General features: G+C 68.7%; 13 protein-coding genes. 10 read left to right on the top strand and 3 right to left on the bottom strand.

Features of this window, described 5'->3' with window-relative positions:
- Nucleotides 1-149 precede the first annotated feature (149 nt).
- On the bottom strand, nucleotides 150-707 hold the full coding sequence (locus tag BLU77_RS12435) for a VIT1/CCC1 transporter family protein (RefSeq protein WP_245708839.1): 558 nt from the start codon (nucleotides 705-707) through the stop codon (nucleotides 150-152).
- 243 nt (nucleotides 708-950) lie between these two features.
- Complete coding sequence (locus BLU77_RS12440) at nucleotides 951-3539, bottom strand: glycoside hydrolase family 78 protein (protein ID WP_089773457.1); 2589 nt, start codon at nucleotides 3537-3539, stop codon at nucleotides 951-953.
- 152 nt (nucleotides 3540-3691) lie between these two features.
- Between BLU77_RS12440 and BLU77_RS12445 the strand changes: the two genes are divergently transcribed.
- The 5 genes from BLU77_RS12445 (at nucleotide 3692) to BLU77_RS12465 (ending at nucleotide 11668) form a co-directional block, all read left to right on the top strand.
- Nucleotides 3692-5227 (top strand): apiosidase-like domain-containing protein, encoded by a 1536-nt coding sequence (locus tag BLU77_RS12445; protein ID WP_089773458.1) that lies wholly within the window; start codon nucleotides 3692-3694, stop codon nucleotides 5225-5227.
- A 42-nt stretch (nucleotides 5228-5269) separates the two neighbouring features.
- Entirely contained in the window at nucleotides 5270-8296 is a 3027-nt protein-coding gene (locus tag BLU77_RS12450) for a glycoside hydrolase family 2 TIM barrel-domain containing protein (RefSeq protein WP_089773459.1), read from the top strand.
- A 180-nt stretch (nucleotides 8297-8476) separates the two neighbouring features.
- Nucleotides 8477-9823 (top strand): ABC transporter substrate-binding protein, encoded by a 1347-nt coding sequence (locus BLU77_RS12455; protein ID WP_089773460.1) that lies wholly within the window; start codon nucleotides 8477-8479, stop codon nucleotides 9821-9823.
- A gap of 62 nt (nucleotides 9824-9885) precedes the next feature.
- Nucleotides 9886-10767, top strand: a complete 882-nt coding sequence (locus tag BLU77_RS12460) for a carbohydrate ABC transporter permease (protein WP_089773461.1) — start codon at nucleotides 9886-9888, stop codon at nucleotides 10765-10767.
- A gap of 1 nt (nucleotide 10768) precedes the next feature.
- The gene (locus BLU77_RS12465; RefSeq protein WP_089773462.1) at nucleotides 10769-11668 is read left to right on the top strand and encodes a carbohydrate ABC transporter permease; all 900 of its coding nucleotides are present in this window, start codon (nucleotides 10769-10771) and stop codon (nucleotides 11666-11668) included.
- On the opposite strand, the gene BLU77_RS12470 is transcribed toward BLU77_RS12465, so the two are convergent.
- Entirely contained in the window at nucleotides 11658-12140 is a 483-nt protein-coding gene (locus BLU77_RS12470) for a beta-galactosidase (protein WP_089773463.1), read from the bottom strand. The genes BLU77_RS12465 and BLU77_RS12470 overlap by 11 nt on opposite strands.
- Nucleotides 12141-12281: 141 nt before the next feature.
- Between BLU77_RS12470 and BLU77_RS12475 the strand changes: the two genes are divergently transcribed.
- From BLU77_RS12475 to BLU77_RS12495, 5 genes are all read left to right on the top strand, one after another.
- Nucleotides 12282-13373, top strand: a complete 1092-nt coding sequence (locus BLU77_RS12475; protein ID WP_089773464.1) for a LacI family DNA-binding transcriptional regulator — start codon at nucleotides 12282-12284, stop codon at nucleotides 13371-13373.
- A gap of 297 nt (nucleotides 13374-13670) precedes the next feature.
- Complete coding sequence (locus BLU77_RS12480; RefSeq protein WP_089773465.1) at nucleotides 13671-14927, top strand: ABC transporter substrate-binding protein; 1257 nt, start codon at nucleotides 13671-13673, stop codon at nucleotides 14925-14927.
- Nucleotides 14928-14956: 29 nt separating this feature from the next.
- Nucleotides 14957-15877 (top strand): carbohydrate ABC transporter permease, encoded by a 921-nt coding sequence (locus BLU77_RS12485; RefSeq protein ID WP_245708840.1) that lies wholly within the window; start codon nucleotides 14957-14959, stop codon nucleotides 15875-15877.
- On the top strand, nucleotides 15874-16701 hold the full coding sequence (locus BLU77_RS12490) for a carbohydrate ABC transporter permease (protein ID WP_089773467.1): 828 nt from the start codon (nucleotides 15874-15876) through the stop codon (nucleotides 16699-16701). The genes BLU77_RS12485 and BLU77_RS12490 overlap by 4 nt, the downstream gene beginning before the upstream one ends.
- Nucleotides 16698-18209, top strand: a complete 1512-nt coding sequence (locus BLU77_RS12495) for a sulfatase-like hydrolase/transferase (protein ID WP_089773468.1) — start codon at nucleotides 16698-16700, stop codon at nucleotides 18207-18209. The genes BLU77_RS12490 and BLU77_RS12495 overlap by 4 nt, the downstream gene beginning before the upstream one ends.
- Nucleotides 18210-18296 lie beyond the last annotated feature (87 nt).

Below are 18296 nucleotides of genomic sequence, written 5' to 3' on the forward strand. Positions count from 1 at the left end.
TGTTGCGGATTCGCCAGGCACTCGTCGCGGATTCGCCGCCCATCGAGCGGCCGCCGACGCCGCCCAGGTCACGGTGCCGGTATTGACCAGCCTGCGCCCGGGAATCATCTGCCTGGCGGTGCGGGTGCTGGCGAGTTGACGCGCGCGGGTCAACCGATCACGCCGCTCGCGCCGAGCCAGGAGCCGACCGCGAACGTGGCCGCCAGGGCGAGCCCGCCACCGACGACCACTCGCACGGCCGCCCGCCCGGCCTTGGCCCGACCGATCCACGCTCCCACGGCACCGGTGATCGCCAGTGCCACCAGCACCGCCACGAATGTCACCGGCACCCGCATCGCCGGGGGCGGCAGCAGGATCGCCAGCATCGGCAGCACCGAACCGGCCAGGAACGCCAACGCCGAGGCGAGCGCCGCGTGCCACGGGCTGACCACCTCGTCGGCCTCGGCGCCGAGGGCCTTCTGGGAGTCGGTCTGGCTGGACACGGACACGTACTCTCCGAGCGCCATCGAGATCGCACCGCCGAGCACCGCGGCCAGGCCGGCCACCAGGATCGGACCGGTCGAGTTGGTCACTCCGGCGACGCCGACCACCACGGCCGCCACCGACACGATCCCGTCGTTGGCGCCGAGCACCCCGGCACGCAGCCAGTTGAGCCTGCTGGCGAGATCCTCACGGGTCTCACCGAGGCCATTCGCACTGATCGTCATGACCGCCATGTAACCCCATCTGAGGGCGTCGCGCCAGCAAGGAAAGACTGCCCTAATCGGCGTAATACTGCGGAAAAGTAGGTGTGCCTCGCCTCATGTAGGCATGCCTACCCTGTGCTGAGTGAGTCCGCGGGGACCGGTCTCGGGCGGCGCTATCCCGACTCTCTCTGCGCCACTGCACCTGTGGTGCGATTCCGACGTACCAGGTGCGTCGGAATCACACCACAGCCGAGCGTGGAGCACTCAGCCCAGCGTCACGACGCGCCGGTGCTTCCCGTGCCCAACCGTCTCCGGCTCCGCGCCCGGCAGCTCCAGCACTCCCTCGGCACCCACCGGCACCGTCACCTCGACCACCAGCTCGCCACCGTCGATCCGCCACGAGATCGCAGCCACGCCGTACGGGGTCAGGTGCCGCGCTGAGGCGTGGGTGAGCCCGCCGCCGGGCCGCGGAGCGAACCGAATTCGGCGATACCCCGGCTCGTCCGGAGCGAGCCCAGCAACCACCCGGTGCAACCAGTCCGCCACCGCGCCCAGGGCGTAGTGATTGAAGGAGGTCATCTTCCCCGGGTTCACGGAGCCGTCGGGCAACATCGAGTCCCACCGCTCCCACACCGTGGTCGCCCCCTGCTCCACCTGATACAGCCAGCTCGGACACTCCCGCTCCTGCAGCAACCCGTACGCCGTCTCCAGCTCCCCGGCCGACGTCAACGCATCGGTCACCAGCGGCGTGCCGACGAACCCGGTCGCAATCCGATGCCCGGCCTCCCGGACCAGCTCAGCCAGCCGCCGTCCGGCCACCTCCCGCTGCTCAGGCGTGAGCAGGTCGAACTCCAACCCCAAGGCATAGGCGGTAACGGCGTCACTGGTCATCCGCCCGTCGCCCAGTACGTAGGTGGCCCGGAAGGCCTCGGCGACGGCGTCCGCCAGCCGCCCGTAGCGCGCCGCATCCTCGGACCGGCGCAGCCGCTCGGCCGTCTGAGCCATCAACCGCGAGGACCGCGCGAAGTAGGCGGTCGCCACCAGGTACCGGTCGGTGCGGGCGTCGGCCGGGTCGTCCGGCGGGGCGGCCGGGTCGAGCCAGTCGCCGAGCTGGAAGCCCTCGTCCCACAGGTGATCATCGCCGGCGAGCCGGTCCACCAGGTCCACCCATCGGCTGGCGCTGCCGTACTGGGTCTCGAGCACCCCGGCGTCACCGAAGCGCTGATACAAGGTCCACGGCAGCATGGTGGCCACATCCCCCCAGGCGGCACCGGGGCGGATCGGGGTCCACATCCGGTGGGCCGGGATCACCGGCACGTACCAGGGCACGGTGCCATCGGGCAGCTGGTCGGCCTCGACGTCGCGCAGCCAGCCGGCGAGCATCCCGGAGACGTTGTAGAGGTACGAGGCCGTGGGCCCGAACACCTGGATGTCTCCGGTCCACCCGGCGCGTTCGTCGCGCTGCGGGCAGTCGGTGGGCACGTCCACGAAGTTCGACCGCATCCCCCACACGATGTTCTCGTGCAGCTGGGTCACGAGCTCGTCCGAGCACTCGAACCAGCCAGTGCGCTCGGCGTCGGTGTGCAGCACCCGGGCCACCAGGGCGCCGTCGGCCACATCGGCGTCGAGGTCACCGGGCCAGCCGTCCACCTCGACGTACCGGAACCCGTGGAAGGTGAACCGCGGCTCCCACTCCTCCACCCCGCCCCCGGCGAGGGTGTAGTGATCGGTCGAGCGCGCCGAGCGCAGCGGCCGCGTGTACAGCTCCCCCTCCTGCAGCACCTCCGCGGTGCGCAGCCGCACCGTCGCTCCCTCGGGCCCACTCACCCGGATCCGCACCCGCCCGGCGAGGTTCTGCCCGAAGTCGAGGATCCGGTTCCCTGCTGGAGAGGTGAGCACCGCCACCGGCGTCACCTCCTGCGTGCAGCGCACCGGCGGCGCGGTCGGGGCCACCAGCGTGGCGGGGTCGCGGTAGCGCACGGCCACCTGCTCCCACGCGCCGTCGTCGAAGCCCGGGGCCGACCAGCCCGGCTGCTCCAGCCGGGCGTCGTGATCCTCGCCGTCGTAGATCCCCGAGCGCAGGATGGGACTCGGCGCCGTCCGCCAGCTTCGATCGGTGGCGATCGTCTCCACGCGCCCATCGGTGTAGGTCACCTCGAGCTGGCCGATGAAGGACAGGTCCTCCCCGAACACGTTCCGGAAGCCGTCGTACCAGCCGATCCGCCCGCGGTACCAGCCGTCCGCGAGCCAGGCCCCGACGGCGTTGGCCCCCGGGTGCAGCAGCTCGGTGACGTCGTAGGTGTAGTACCGCAACCGGGTGTTGTAGGAGGTCCAGCCCGGCGAGAGGGTGTCGGTACCGATGCGGGTGCCGTTGATCTCGGCCTCGTAGAGGCCGTGGGCGCTGGCGTAGAGGCGAGCGCTCACCACACCCTCGCCGAGCGTGAACTCCCGGCGCACCAGGGAGGGGCGGCGGCTGTCGGAGTCCCGATGCTCCAGCCACCGGCCCCCGACCGGGCGGGCCTGCCAGTCCTCGGGGGTCAGCAGACCGGCCTCCAGGACGGTCGACTCCGACGGCTCGGACCATTGACCGTCCTCCCCGCGCACCTGCACCCGCACCCCCGCCGTCTCCCTGGACGCCAGCGACTGAAGCGGCCACGGCACGAGGATCTGCTCGGCCGAATCGACCTCCACCGCGTGCTCGTCTCCTCCACGTACGACCAGCAGCCGATAGCCGGTCTGCTGCCACCCAGGCGGTGCGGAGCGGACCCGCCAGGAGAGCCGCGGGCTCGCCTCGCCGATGCCCAGCGGCTCGCGATGATGCTCGATCGTGGGGGCATCGACGATGACGCTCATGGGAACCACCTTTGCTTCGAAACGTTTCACTCTCATCGTAGTAGACGCTAGATTGGTGCATGGACGCAACTGAGCACGTTTCACACGCCCTGGCAGGCAGCGCCCGGGGCGAACGAGCCCGTCGACGGACGTCGGCGACAAGGAGGTCGGGTATGCCGCAGCAGACAGCGCACGTGAACCAGCCGTACGAGATCGAACTGGTCGGACCGGAGCACGCGATCCGCGCCGATCAGGTCCCGTTCCAGGCCGCGTTCACGCACGAGAGCGGCCGGTCCATGACCGTGCTGGGCTTCTGGGACGGCGAGCGCCGCTACCTCGCCCGCATCGCTCCCCCGCTCAACGGACGGTGGACATGGCGCACCACCAGTGACGCAGCCGAGCTGGATGATCAGTCCGGCGAGTTCACCGCTGTGCCTGCTGAGCCCGATGAGTCCCGCGCCGCCCACGGAGTCGTGCGGGTCAACTCCCGCTTCCACTTCGCCCATGAGGACGGCACCCCGTTCCGCCCGGTGGGGGCCACCGTCTACAACTGGATCCACCAGGACGAACCGCTGCGCACCGAGACGGTGGCCTCGCTCAGCGAGGCCGGCCTGAACAAGCTCCGGTTCATGGTCTTCCCGCAAGCCGGCGGGTATGTCGAGCACGTCCCCGAGCTGATGCCGTTCGAGAAGACGGCGGACGGCTGGGACGTGGGACGCCCGAGCATCGAGTTCTTCCGCCGCCTCGACTCCCTCGTCGCGGACCTGGGTAACCACGGCATCGAGGCCGACGTGCTCATCTTCGACGCCTACGACCGCGGCGTGTTCGGCCTGAACGAACTCACCGAGGAGCAGGACGCCGCCTACCTGCGCTACCTGGTGGCCCGCCTCGGCGCCTACCCGAACGTGTGGTGGTCGCTGTGCAACGAGTTCGACCAGATGACCGACCGGCCCGCCGAGCGCTGGACCCGCGCCGGTGAGCTACTCGCCGAGATCGACGCGCACGACCACCTGCGCTCGATCCACAACTGGATCGAGCTCTACGACTACAACCAGCCGTGGGTCACCCACGCCTCGATCCAGAACGGCTTCGCCACCGAGGCGCTCGGCCGCGCGAGCCTGTACCGGGACGTCTACGGCAAGCCGGTCGTGCTGGATGAGATCAAGTACGAGGGCGACTGCCCCGAACGCTGGGGCCAGCTCAGCGGGCAGGAGCTGGTGGACCGGTTCTGGATCACCACCAGCTCGGGTTGCTACGCCTCCCACGGGGAGAGTTTCGTCACCGAGTCCGGCAGCCTGCACATCGTCGAGGGTGGCCGGCTGCGCGGTGAGAGCCCCGTACGCCTGGGCTTCCTGCGGGAAGTGCTGGAGGGACTGAACGTCCCCGGCCTGGACCCGATCGACAAGTGGGACGACCCGGCCTGCGTCGTCGGTACGCCCCGCGAGCAGTACCTGGTCTACCTCGGACGCGAAGCCCCTGCCGAGTGGACCTTCCGGCTGCCGCAGGGCCACAGTGGCGACCGGCTCGAGGTCGGCGACGATTTCGCGGTGGAGATCATCGACACCTGGAACATGACCCGCACCCCGGCACCGGAGACATTCACGCTCACCGAGGTGCAGCGCAACGACGCCTACGCCACCGACAACGCCCCGCTCAGCCTGCCCGAGGGCGAGGCGATCGCCCTCCTGATCACCCGCGCCGCCGCCTGAAGCGACCACCCACCGGCCCCCGAAGGCCACGAGGAGAACTGCATGAGCACCGCCCGCTACTGGGAGTCCTATTCCCCGGGTGAGGGTCGCCGTCGGCCTCGTGCCGAGGCACGCACGGATGCCCGCACCCTCCCCCTGAACGGCACCTGGCGGTTCCGGCTATGCCCGACGGCGGAGGGCACCGGGGCAGGGTTCCTCGCCGAGGACTTCGACGACAGCGGGTGGGACGAGATCCGCGTGCCCTCCCACTGGGTGCTCGAGGACGTCACGCCGCTGGCCGGCGGTGAGCCGCGCTCGCTGCGCGGCACCGCCGAGGGACCGCTATACACGAACACCGCGTTCCCGATCCCGATCGACCCGCCCCGGGTCCCGACCGAGAATCCGACCGGCGACTACCGGCTCGTCTTCGACGCCCCGGCGGACTGGGGCGCCTCGATCCTGCGGCTGCGCGGGGCTGACTCCTGCGCGAAGGTGTGGCTGAACGGGGTCGAGCTCGGCTGGTCCACCGGAAGCCGCCTGCCGGTGGAGTACGACGCCCCGGTGCGCCCGGGCCGCAACGTGCTGTGCGTGCGGGTGCACCGCTGGTCGGCGGGCACCTACCTGGAGGACCAGGACATGTGGTGGCTGCCTGGGATCTTCCGGGACGTCGATGTGATCGAGCGCCCCGCCGCCGCGATCGAGGACCACTACGTCCACGCCGACTACGACCACACCACCGGTATCGGCACGCTGCGGGTGGACGCCGAGGTCACCGACGGGTCACCCGCCCGGGTGCAGGTGCCCGAGCTGGGGATCGACATCCCGGCCGGGGAGACGGCCACCACCGAGGTCACCCCCTGGAGCGCGGACAGCCCGCGCCTGTACCGCGGCACCCTCGCGACGGCGGAGGAGACGATCCAGCTGGCGATCGGTTTCCGCCGGGTCGAGATCGCCGACGGCGTCCTGCTCGCCAACGGCGCCCCGTTGCACTTCCATGGGGTGAACCGGCACGAGCACGATCCGGCGACGGGCCGCACCCAGGACCGCGACACCATGATCCGCGACATCGTGATGACGAAGCAGGCCAACATCGACGCGGTCCGCACCAGCCACTACCCGCCGCACCCGGACTTCCTCAGCCTGTGCGACGAGTACGGCCTGTGGGTGGTCGAGGAGTGCGACCTGGAGACGCACGGGTTCATCTACGCCGGCTGGGAGAAGAACCCGCCCGACGACCCCGCCTGGTTCCCGGCGCTGCAGGACCGCATCGAGCGGATGGTCGAACCGGACAAGAACCACCCGAGCGTGGTGATCTGGTCGATGGCGAACGAGAGTTGGACCGGCGCCGGATTCGAGGTGCTGGAGCGGTGGATCCGCGAGCGGGACCCTGGGCGCCCGGTGCTCTACGAGCGCGACCCCTCCTACCGCAACTCCAACTTCTACTCCTGCATGTACCCCGAGCTGGACGCCCTGGAGGCGATCGGACGGCGCGAGGAGCCGCGACCCGACAACGTCACCGACGCCGAGGACGCCCGCCGCCGCACCTTGCCGTTCCTGCTGGTGGAGTACGCGCACGCGATGGGCAACGGACCCGGTTCGCTGCAGGACTACCAGCGCATCCTGGAGAGTTCGGACCGCTTCTGCGGTGGCTTCGTCTGGGAGTGGATCGACCACGGCTTCGATGCCCGCACCGCCGACGGCACACCGTTCACCCTGCACGGTGGCGCGGTCGATTTCCGGCCCACCGGCGGCCGGTTCTGCCTGGACGGGCTCGTCTTCGCCGACCGCACCCCCAGCCCCGGCCTGACGCAACTGGCCAAGGCCTACGAGCCGGTACGGATCGCGATCGGGGACGCGATCACGGTGACGAACCGGCGCCATGCCGCCGACACCGCGGACCTGCAGTGGCGCTGGGAGCTGCTCGTGGACGGCCACCAGATCGCCGAGGGCGGGCTGGAGGTCCCCGCGGTCCCCGCCGGAGGCACCATCGAGGTGGCCCTCCCTGGGACCATGCCCGAACTGCCCGGCGACGGCGAAACTCACCTGAGCGTCGAGGCCCGCCTCGCGCAGGACACCCCCTGGGCCCCGGCGGGGCACGTGGTCTCGTGGGGCCAGCACCAGCTGCGCTCCGGTGGATCGCGCGTTCAGGCAGCACCCGCGGGAGCAGGCTCAGGCGCTGGAACCACGGTGGCGCCCGCGGCGCCGTGGACGAGCAACGCCCGAGGCGAGGGAGACGCCCGGGCGCACGGGACGCCGTCGGGAATCGTGCTCGGCCCGGCCACCTTCGATGGCGAGACCGGACGCCTGGTGCGCCTGGGAGACCTCGAGATGGAGGGGCCGTGGCTGGATGTGCACCGCGCCCCCACGGAGAACGACCGGGGCCAGGGAGGCCGCAACGATCTCTCGGCGGCGTGGTCCGCCGTCGGGATCGATCGGATGCTGCACCGCACGCTGGACGTGCAGGCGGACGGCGATCGGATGCGCGTGAACGGACGGGTCGCCGCAGCCACGCATCCGCACGCGCTGGAGTACCAGCTCGACTGGTCCCTGCACGCCGGCCTGCTGTGGCTGGACGTGCACGTGGATTTCACCGGTCCGTGGGAGAAGACGCCACTGAAGGGGCTGGAGATCGTGCTGCCACGGCTGGGGCTGCTGTTCAGCCTCCCCGGGGAGTATGAGCGCGTGTCCTGGTTCGGGCGCGGCCCGGGCGAGACCTACGTCGACTCCTTCGCGGGCACCCAGGTGGGGCGGTGGCGGTCCTCGATCGATGACCTGCAGGTGCCGTACCCGGTGCCGCAGGAGAACGGCAACCACGTGCACACCCGGGAGCTGACGGTCTCGGGGCCCGGGGTGCCGGACCTGCGCGCGGTGGGCGACCCGCTGTTCGACTTCACCGCGCGGCGCTGGACCTCCAAGGATCTGCAGGTGGCGCGCTTCCCGCACGAGCTACGCGATTCCGGACAGGTCTGGCTGAACCTGGACCACGGGCAGCTGGGCATCGGCTCGGCCTCGGTGGGAACGAGACTTCCCGACCAGTACCGGCTGGAGCGGGCCAGCACGTCGTGGCGAGTCGGACTCAGCCTGGGCTGACCCCGGGCTCCGGCGGTGAAACGCCGGCACGTCACGCCCGCCAACGCCGCGCATGTCAGCCAGATGAGCCATCAGATGAATAATAATGCACAGTTGATTCTGTAGTTACGTTCGGTTAGGCTCACTGCGAGCCACACAGCGGGCCGTGCCTCGGTGCGAGCCCTCGTCAAGGAGGACGTCATGAACATTCGTCACCGGCGACGCACCGTCGTCACCGCGAGCGCCCTGCTCGCTACCTCGCTCACCCTGGCCGCCTGCTCCGGCGGGGAGGACACCGGTTCCGGATCGGGTTCGGACGCCGACTCGGGCTCGGGCATCGGAACCGACCCGGACAGTTTCGAGGTGCTCACCGCGAACGAGAACCCCACGCTGCGCGACCAGCTGGACGCGCTGGCCGCGAACCAGTGCTCGGCCGAGAACGAAGCGCTCCCGCTGGAGCACCGCACCATCGCCCAGGGCGACACCGTGCAACAGATCACGCTGCTCGCCAGCCAGGGCGCGCTGCCGTCCCACTTCATCGCCGGCACCGACCAGGTCCGTCCCGACGGTGACCTCGGTGGCCAAGACCTGGTGCTCGACTACGAAGCGGCCTTCACCGAGTCCGGCGCGTGGGAGAACGTGCTGCCCGCGGCCGCCTCCACCATCGAGTCGGTCTACGGCCAGATGGTCTCCATGCCGTACCAGTACAACCTCGAAGGCTTCTGGTACAACAAGGAGATCCTCGCCGAGCTCGGCCTCGAGGAGCCGCAGAGCTACGACGAACTGGTCGATGCCGCGGACGCAGCCGCTGAGGCCGGGTACATCCCGATCGCCCAGTCCGGGGCTGACGGCTGGCCGATGACACGACTGATGGGCCTGTACATCTTCCGCAACGTCGGGCCGGACGCCATGGAGCAGATCCGCGACGGCGAGGCGAGCCTGACCGACCCGGAGTACGTGGCCGGCGCCCAGGCACTGCAGGACCTCGCGCTCTCCGGGGCATTGGGTGAGGGCTTCATCTCCCGCACCGGCGACCAGGCCACGGCGGCTCTGCTCAGCGGGCAGGCCTTGATGAAGTACGACGGCACCTGGTTGCTGAGCGCCGTCAACGACCCCGAGCGCAACGAGGTGGGCGAGGAGAACATCGGCTTCATGCCCTTCCCGGACGTGGCCGGCGGAGCCGGCAGCGCCGACCAGTACCCCGCCAACGCCGGGGCCGCGATGGCCATCAACCCCGAGACCTACGGCCCGTTGACGGCCGACTGGTTCGCCTGCATCGCCGAGAACTACGGCCAGCAGGCACTCAGTGAGGCCGGCGTCCTTTCCGGGTTCCAGGTCAACGGCGACGTCGGTGACATCCCGGCCGCCACCGCCGACATCCAGGAGCGGATGGCCTCGATCGACGAGACCGTGCTGTGGTTCGAGGCGCTGCTCGACTCGGAGAGCAACTCCCTGGCCTCGACGAACGCCTCTCTGCTCACCAACGGCGACATGAGCGCCGAGGAGTACATGACGCAGCTGCAGGACAGCATCGACTCCAACCGCTGACACGATGTCGCCGGCCCTGCCCCCGGGTGGGGCCGGCGATGTCTGCACGAAAGGACCACGCGATGTCGCGCGTCTTCGGGGATAGGAAGACCATCCTCATCCTGCTCCTGCCCACCCTCTCCATCTACGTGATGCTCAAGGTCGTCCCGGTCGCCTGGTCGCTGGGACTGTCCTTCTTCCAGGGCAACACGCTGCGCGGGTTCGAGTTCGTGGGGCTGGAGAACTTCCGGACATTCCTCTCCGACGACGCCGCACTGAACTCGGTGTGGGTCAGCGTCTTCTTCGCGGTGGTCGTCACCGTCGCTCAGGTCACCTTCGGCTACCTGCTGGCTCTGCTGTACGTCTTCGTGCTGCGCCGAGGTTCAGCCTTCGTGCGCACGGCGGTCTTCTTCCCGATGGTGCTGCCGACCGTGGCCGTGGCACTGCTGTTCAAGAGCCTCATCGCCGTCGGCGAGAACCAGGGCCCCGTCAACGACGCGATCAACGCGTTCGGCGGCGAGAGCGTGGAGTTCCTCGCCTCCACCGCCGGCACCATGGGCGTGGCGATCGTGATGACGCTGTGGACCTCGATGGGCTTCTACGCCGTGCTGCTCTACACGGGGCTGCTCGACATCCCGGAGGAGGTGGTGGAGTCGGCCCGGATGGACGGGGCCACCGGCCCGCGCCTGGTGGGTTACATCATCATCCCGCTGTCGATGCCGATCCTGCTCTCCTCGATCATCTTCAGTCTGAACGCCACCCTGAAGGTGTTCGACAGCCTGCTCGCGCTGAACAGCGGTGGCCCGGGAACCACGACGGCGCCGCTCACCTTGTACATGTATCGCACCGCCTTCGAGTACGCCGAGTATGGCTACGGCAGCACGATCGCTCTGGCACTGACGCTGCTGTGCCTGGTGTTCACGCTCGTCGTCTTCCGGCCCTCGAGCAAGCGCGTGGAGGACTGAGATGACCACTGCACCAGCCATTGCGCCCGTCCAGGCACCCCGGCCCCAGTCCCGTCCGGCCCGCCGCACCGCACGGCGGATCGCGCGCCGGCTGCCGGTCTGGCTCCTGGTCACCGTGCTGCTCGTGGTGATGCTCTACCCGCAGTTCTGGATGATCATGGGCTCGTTCAAGACCCAGACGGAGTTCTTCGCGAACCCCACCTGGGCATTACCCGAGCAGTTCAACCTCGACAACTACATCGACGCGTTCACCCGCGGCAACGTGGGGATCAACTACCGCAACTCCATCCTGGTGACCTTGCCGTCGGTCGCGTTGATCGTGCTGGCAGGTCTCGCGGCCGGGTACGCCCTCGAGATCATGATCTTCAAGGGTCGCCGCACGATCCTGCTGTTCGTGATGGGCGGGATCATGGTGCCCGGGCAGATGATCCTGGTGCCGCTGTTCACCGTGTACTTCAAGATCGGGATCACCGACAGCCTGCTGCCGATGATCCTCACGTACACGGCGATGGGCATCCCGTTGACGACGTTCCTGATGGCCGCCTACTTCCGGGCCATCCCACGGGAGATCTTCGAAGCCGCGACAGTGGATGGCTGCGGGCCATTGCGCTCGTTCTTCGTGATCGCCGTCCCACTGATGAAGAACTCGATGCTCACGATCGCTCTGATTCAGTTCTTCAGCGTGTTCAACGATCTGCTGATCGCGCTGACATTCACCACCCGGCCGGAGCTGGCCACCATCCAGGTGGGGCTGCTGAGCCTGTCCGACCAGTACGGCTCCACCCAGTACGGCCCGCTGTTCGCCGCCATCAGTATCAACATCATCGTGCTGCTGATCGTCTTCATCTTCCTCAACAAGAAGATCATGGCCGGCCTGGCGGCGGGTTCGGTCAAGGGCTGACGCCGCACGCGGCGTCTGGGCGGCGGCGCCCGATCGAGGTCTGGGCTCGGTCGGGCGCCGTTGTCGTCTCATCACCGGCCGAGCAGCACCTCCACCGACCAGGGGCCGAGGTGCAGCGCAGTCGGTGACGTCCCGCCCCGCCCCACGGCACGCGGCGGCCGGTCGCGCTCTCTGCCGCGATCTCTGGATGTGCACGCTGCAGCCACGGAGGGACGGCATAGGTGGGTGTACCGAGGACGACCCGGATCCCGCGGGCGGCGGCCGCCTCGAGCACGGGGCGCAACCACGCGGTCTCGAACACCCCGTCGCGCGGCTCCCAGGTGGACCACACCGACTCACCCAGCCGGATCACCGTCATGCCTGCTACTGCGATGAGGTCGAGATCGGTCTCGATCCGCTCGGCCGGGAAGTACTCGGGGTAGTAGGCGGCCCCGAACAGGATCTCGCCCTCGAGAAGATGCTCCGCGATCATCGTTCTCCTTCGTCGATGCTGTGAAACGTATAGCATCGACGAACGAGGTGTCACGCCACCGCGTCGAGCGCACGTTCGAGCGCCGGCGCACCGACGGCGTGGCCTACGATCGAGGCGACCGACGACGGGCGGGAACTGACGATGAGCGAGCGGGAGCAGGCAGCCCGGAGGCGGCGGCCGAGCATGCGCGACGTCGCGCAAGCCGCGGGCGTCTCCGTGGCGACCGTCTCTTACTCCTTCAACAATCCAGACCGGGTGAGCGAGGAGGCCCGCCGCAAGGTGTTCGATGCCGTGGATGAACTGGGATTCGTGGTCAACTCCGCCGCGCGCTCGATGAAGACCGGTGGCGCCACCGGAGTGGGCATCGTGGTCGGGGACATCGCACAGACCTTCTCGATCGGCGTGGTCCGGGGAGCGCAGACGGGGGCGCGCGAGCGGGGCCTGAGCCTGCTGATCGCGAACGGGGACACGCACACACGTGAGCAGGCCCGCTATGTCGACCTGTTCGACCAGGAGCGCCTCAAGGGCATCATCCTTTCGCCTGTGCACGACTCCAGCGCCGATATCGAGAAGCTGCGCCGCCACGGCTCGCGCGTGGTGGTGGTCAACTACCACTCCCGTCCTGGCTACCACTGCACGGTGCTGATGGACAACGACGACGTCGGATATCGAGCCGCCCAGCACTTGTTCGAGGTCGGCGCCCGGCGCCTGGCGTTCGCCGCCGGTGCGACCACGCTGCAGCCGATCGTCGAACGCCGCCAGGGCATCCGGCGGGCCGTGGCGGAGCAGCCCGGGGCGAGCCTGCTCGAGCTGGACCGCGAGCGGGTCGAGCTCGAGGACGGCATCTCGATCGCCGAGGAGATCCTCGCCCTCGCCGCCGAGGAACGCCCGGACGGGATCGTGGCGGCGACGGGCTTCATGGCACGCGGAATCATCGACACCCTCACGGCCAGTGGAATCGCCGTGCCGGAGGAGGTCGCGCTGATCAGCACCGAGGAGAACACGCGCGCCTGGGACGGGCCGATCCGCATCTCGCGGATGCGCGAACCCGCCTTCGAGCTCGGCCGCCAGGCAGCGCTGCTGCTCGCCGACGAGATCGCTGAAGGCGACGCGCACGTGCACCGGACGATCGTGCTGCACGCGGACCTGGTCGCGACCGAGAGCACGCTCGGCCTGACACCTCTCCCGGGCCGGCCAGCCGCACCACCACCCAGTCAGGACGCGCACGCCTGACGCTCAGCCCACACCACCCAGTCAGGACGCGCACGCCTGACGCTCAGCCCACCGGCACACGCCAGAAAATGGCCGGCCGGACCTTCGGGATCGTGGGTCGATCTTGTGAAACGTTTAGATCTCTGTTAGCGTCCCTGCCACGAGCCTGAAGCACAGCCGCCGCCGGCTCCACGTCACAACACCACGGCCTGCACCGGGCGGGCCGATTCCGCTGAGTGAGCGCGTCAGGAGATCGGATGTGAGCGATCACATCTGTGGCCTTGGCACCACGACGATGACGTCACTGAAGGAGTGAGCATGAACCGCATCCGCCAGGTTGCCCTCGCGGCAACAGCACTCGTGACTGCCGGCGCCCTCGTTGCCTGCAGCCAGTCCGGCGAGAACGGCACCGACGGCAGCGGTGCCGACGACGGTGCCTCGTTGACTCTGTGGGCACGGGGCAACTCGATGCCCGACGACCTCGAGGGAATCCTCGCCGAGGAGTTCGGCGACTACACGATCGAGTTCGAGAACATCCCCGACATCGAGGACAAGATGCGGGCCGCGCTGCGCTCGGGAAGCGGGCTGCCGGACGTCGTCGTCTTCGGCGGGGGTACCCGGCAATTCTTCTCCGTGGCCGACCAGTTCATCGACCTCACCGAGCAGGCCGAGACCACGGACTCGGTGGAGTGGGCACTCGACCTGGCACGCACCGAGGACGGTCAGCAGCTCGCACTACCCACCGACATCGGGCCGTACGGGTTCTTTTACCGGGCCGACGTGCTGGAATCACTCGGCTACCCGAGCGAGCCGGATGAGGTGGCCGCCGAGATCGACTCCTGGGAGGCCTACCGCGACCTTGCGAGCGAGGCGGCTGCCGAGGGCGTGTACGTCTGCGACCACGCCGGCCAGGTGCACGAGACGCGCCTGAACCAGAACGGCTACGGCTACTTCGCGCTGGAGGACGGCGAGGAGGTCAACATCGTCGACTCCCCCGTCTCCCACGACTCCTTCGTCTTCGCCGCAGATCTGGCGCAGGACGGGCTGTGCGCCGACGCCGAGCCGTACACCCCGGAGTTCAACGCTGCCCTCACTCAGGAGCAGGTGGTCGGCTTCGTCGGCCCCGCCTGGCAGGACGGATTGATCCGCTCCGCGGGCGAGCAGCAGGCCGGGCAGTGGCGCGTCACCCGCCTGCCGGGCGGCCCGGCAGCCAGCGGCGGATCCTTCGTCGCCGCGCTCGCCGAGAGTGAGCACCCCGATGCTGCCGCGGAGGTGGCCGGATTCATCGGTGGCGCCGAGTTCCAGACGGCCAGCTACCTGGACAAAGGTCTCTTCCCCGGTTCGCTGGGCGTGGCGGAGGACCCCGAGGCCTCGGCCCCGCAGGACTTCTACGGAGGGCAGAACACCCTCGGACTACTGATGGAGATGGCGGAGGGCGCACCGATCACCTACCGCGGCGTGGACAGCTCCACCGTCGGTGCGCAGTTCTACGTGGCACTGACTGACATCGCGTCGACAGGCGACGACCCGGAGCAGGTCTATGCCTCGCTGGTCGAGCAGAGCGCCGGTCTGTGACCGTCTCCCCTTCGCCCTGAAGGATGCACATGGCACCTCGAAAGCGTCGACAGGACTCACTCCTGCGGTACTGGCGCGAGTATCTGGCCATCTCGCCGTTCTACATCCTGTTCGCGATCTTCGGGGTGTTCCCGCTCGGGTTCGCGGTCTACCTGTCCACCCTCTCCTGGGACGGGCTGGGCGACCGGGAGTTCGTCGGGTTCGACCAGTTCGTGCGGCTGGTGACCTCGGGGGAGTTCCTCGACGCCCTCGGGAACACGGTGATCATCTTCCTGATGGCACAGGTGCCAGTGATCGTCGCCTCTCTCGGCGCGGCGGCACTGCTCAGCTCGCCACGCCTGAGGGCGAAGGGCATCTACCAGACCCTGTTCTTCCTGCCGCAGGTGACCTCGATCGTCGCCGTCGCGATCGTCTTCCAGTCCTTGTTCTCGAACCAGTTCGGCATCATCAACACGATCCTGGAGGCGGTGGGACTCTCGCCGGTGCCGTGGACCACCACGCCGTGGGGAACCCGGCTGGTGGTGTCGCTGATGGTGTTCTGGCGCAGCTTCGGCTACTTCGTGGTGATCTTCCTCGCCGGGATCAGCTCGATCCCACCGAGCCTGTACGAAGCGGCCCACCTGGACGGTGCCGGGCCGTGGCGGGTACTGCGCTCGATCACGGTCCCGATGATCTGGCCGACGGTCCTCTTCGTCACCATCACCGGAACGATCGGCGGCTTCCAGATCTTCACCGAGGCCCAGGTGCTGACCAACGGTGACGGCGGAGCGGCCGGCTCGGTCATCACCTTGATGTTCCTCCAGGTGGGCTACATGGGCGCCACGCTGCCCACCGTCAGCACGGACCTCGGTTATGCCACCGCCATCGGCTGGGGGATCTTCGTGGTCCTCATCGCGCTGGCGGCGATCAACTCGCGGATCCTGATCCGACGGCGCAAGGAGGCCTCATGAGATCCGGTCGCCATCCCTGGCTGCGGCACGCAGTCCTCATTCCGGCCGCCCTGCTGTTCGCCTTCCCGTTCTACTGGTTGGTGGTGATGTCCACCGGCACCACCGCCGACATCTTCTCAAGCCCGCCGCGTCTCATCCCGGGTACGGCGTTGTTCGACAACGTCGGGCGGCTGCTGGAGGCCATTGCCTTCCAGCGAGCATTCGCCAACTCCGTCCTCGTCTCGGTGGTCGCCACCACGGTGACCGTCGCGATCGCCGCCCTGTCCGGCTTCGTCTTCGCGCAGTACCGGTTCCCCGGTCGGGACTGGCTGTTCGGCGGTCTTCTCGTCACTATGACGCTCCCGACCGGCGTGATGTTGGTGCCGATGTTCCAGATCTACGTCGATCTGGGGTGGCTGAACACCTACCTCCCGCTCATCATCCCCGGGGCGGCGAGCGCGTTCGGCATCTTCTGGATGCGCCAGGCTGCTCGGGAAGCGGTGCAGTACGAGGTCATCGAGGCCGTGCGGGTGGACGGCGCCGGCTTCCTGCGCGTGTTCTGGCACGTGGGAGCACCGGCGCTGCGTCCGGCGATCGCCGGATTCACCGTCTTCCAGTTCATGTGGAACTGGAACGAGTACCTGTGGCCGTTGCTGGTGCTGAACGACTCCGACCTCTACACCCTGCCGGTTGCGCTCCAGCAGCTGAACGGCAGCTACGGCATGAACGACTACCCGGTGGTGATGGTCGGCACCCTGCTGGCCACGATCCCGCTGATCGTCGTCTTCCTCATTTTCCGCAAGCAGGTCATGAGCAGCGCCACCTCCGGCGCAGTGAAGGGATGAGCAGCACCGTGCACAGTCGACCACCGGCCGCCCACGGATCAGGCGGACCGGACAGGCCCGACATCGTCATCATGGTGGCCGACCACCAGGCCTACTACCGGCACGGGTGGGATTCCGAGCAGCCGGTGCTGCGGCCGCGCTATGACGCGCTCCGCCGTCAGGGGGCCACCTTCGAGCGGGCCTACTGCATGTCTCCCCTGTGCTCGCCGGCGCGACGCTCCATCCTCACCGGGCAGTACCCGCACAATCACGGTGAGGTACGCAACGACGTCAACGTCGCCTTCGACGGCGCCAACCTCATCTCCGCGCTGAGTGAGGCCGGCTACCGGGTGAACTACTTCGGCAAGTGGCACGCCGGGCCCGGCACCGCCCACGACCTGGGTGCCGAGGGCTTCTGCTACCCGAGCTACAACAACCCTTACACCAAGCCCGAGTACGCGCAGTACCTGGCCGACCGCGACCTGCCGCACCCGGAGATCGACATCGACCAGGGCTTCCACCCCCCGGGCTGGGGAAAGCCGCTGGAGGGCCGCTACATCCAGGACGGCGACTGGTGCAATGAGCACGCCACCGGCGTGATGGTCACCCCGGATGACACGCATGAGGCCTACTTCGTGGCGAACCTCGCGGCCGAGAGCATCCGCCGCACCGCACAGGACGACGCCCCGACGGCGACGATCGTCAGCTTCTGGGGGCCGCACGCCCCGTACTTCCCCACCCAGCGGTTCCTGGACATGTACGACCCGGCGAGGATCGAGCAGTACGGCAGCTTCGACGACGACCTCGCCGGCCGCACCGAGATCCACCAGCGTGAGCACAACGTGCCGTTCGGGAAGCAGGACCGGCTCATCCAGCCGAGCGTCCTCAGCTGGGAGCAATGGCAACGGATCCTCTGGTACTGCTACGCCCAGAACACCCTCGTCGACGATGCCGCCGGCCGGGTGATCGACGCCGTCGACGAGACCGGCGGCACCGAGAACACCCTGGTGCTGTGGCTCGCCGACCATGGCGACGCCATCGCCAGCCACGGCGGCCATTTCGACAAGCGCTCCTACCTCACCGAGGAGGTGCTGCGGATCCCGCTGGCGATGCGGTGGCCGCGTCGGGTGGCCGGGGGTTCGGTGGTCCAGACGCCGACGGCGCAGATCGATGTGTTGCCGACCGTGCTGGAGGCGGCGACCACACGGCAGGTCGATCAGCTGAACCTGGACGGGACCTCCCTGCTCGGGTTCCTCGACCCGGCCGGCTCGGACCGGCAGGAGATCGTGGTGGAGACGCACGGCCACGGGGAGCGGGTGCTCGGGCGCGCGCTGGTCGGCGAACGGTTCAAGTACGTGACCTACGGGCGCTTCGGCGAGGAGTACTACGACCTCGCCGACGATCCGTTCGAGCTGCACAACCTCATCGGCGCAGCCGAGCACCGGGAAGCCATCGGTGCCGCGCGCGAGCGCCTGCAGGTCTGGCGCCTGGCCACCGGGGACGACGCCACGGAGGACTCGCTGCCGTAACTCTCTCCGACCTGCCCACTGATCAATCCATCTCGTCGGCCCACCTCCTGATCGGGCGCCGATCGCCCGATCAGCATCGCTAAGGAT

The organism is Ruania alba (assembly GCF_900105765.1).
GTDB classification, from domain to species: domain Bacteria; phylum Actinomycetota; class Actinomycetes; order Actinomycetales; family Beutenbergiaceae; genus Ruania; species Ruania alba.

Excerpts from the sequence above, each read along its gene's own strand:
- BLU77_RS12470 (WP_089773463.1), bottom strand. The coding sequence starts at position 12,140 with ATGATCGCGGAGCATCTTCTCGAGGGCGAGATCCTGTTCGGGGCCGCC.
- BLU77_RS12435 (WP_245708839.1), bottom strand. The coding sequence starts at position 707 with ATGACGATCAGTGCGAATGGCCTCGGTGAGACCCGTGAGGATCTCGCC.
- BLU77_RS12460 (WP_089773461.1), top strand. The coding sequence starts at position 9,886 with ATGTCGCGCGTCTTCGGGGATAGGAAGACCATCCTCATCCTGCTCCTG.
- BLU77_RS12475 (WP_089773464.1), top strand. The coding sequence starts at position 12,282 with ATGAGCGAGCGGGAGCAGGCAGCCCGGAGGCGGCGGCCGAGCATGCGC.
- BLU77_RS12465 (WP_089773462.1), top strand. The coding sequence starts at position 10,769 with ATGACCACTGCACCAGCCATTGCGCCCGTCCAGGCACCCCGGCCCCAG.
- BLU77_RS12450 (WP_089773459.1), top strand. The coding sequence starts at position 5,270 with ATGAGCACCGCCCGCTACTGGGAGTCCTATTCCCCGGGTGAGGGTCGC.
- BLU77_RS12455 (WP_089773460.1), top strand. The coding sequence starts at position 8,477 with ATGAACATTCGTCACCGGCGACGCACCGTCGTCACCGCGAGCGCCCTG.
- BLU77_RS12445 (WP_089773458.1), top strand. The coding sequence starts at position 3,692 with ATGCCGCAGCAGACAGCGCACGTGAACCAGCCGTACGAGATCGAACTG.
- BLU77_RS12440 (WP_089773457.1), bottom strand. The coding sequence starts at position 3,539 with ATGAGCGTCATCGTCGATGCCCCCACGATCGAGCATCATCGCGAGCCG.
- BLU77_RS12480 (WP_089773465.1), top strand. The coding sequence starts at position 13,671 with ATGAACCGCATCCGCCAGGTTGCCCTCGCGGCAACAGCACTCGTGACT.
- BLU77_RS12485 (WP_245708840.1), top strand. The coding sequence starts at position 14,957 with ATGGCACCTCGAAAGCGTCGACAGGACTCACTCCTGCGGTACTGGCGC.
- BLU77_RS12495 (WP_089773468.1), top strand. The coding sequence starts at position 16,698 with ATGAGCAGCACCGTGCACAGTCGACCACCGGCCGCCCACGGATCAGGC.
- BLU77_RS12490 (WP_089773467.1), top strand. The coding sequence starts at position 15,874 with ATGAGATCCGGTCGCCATCCCTGGCTGCGGCACGCAGTCCTCATTCCG.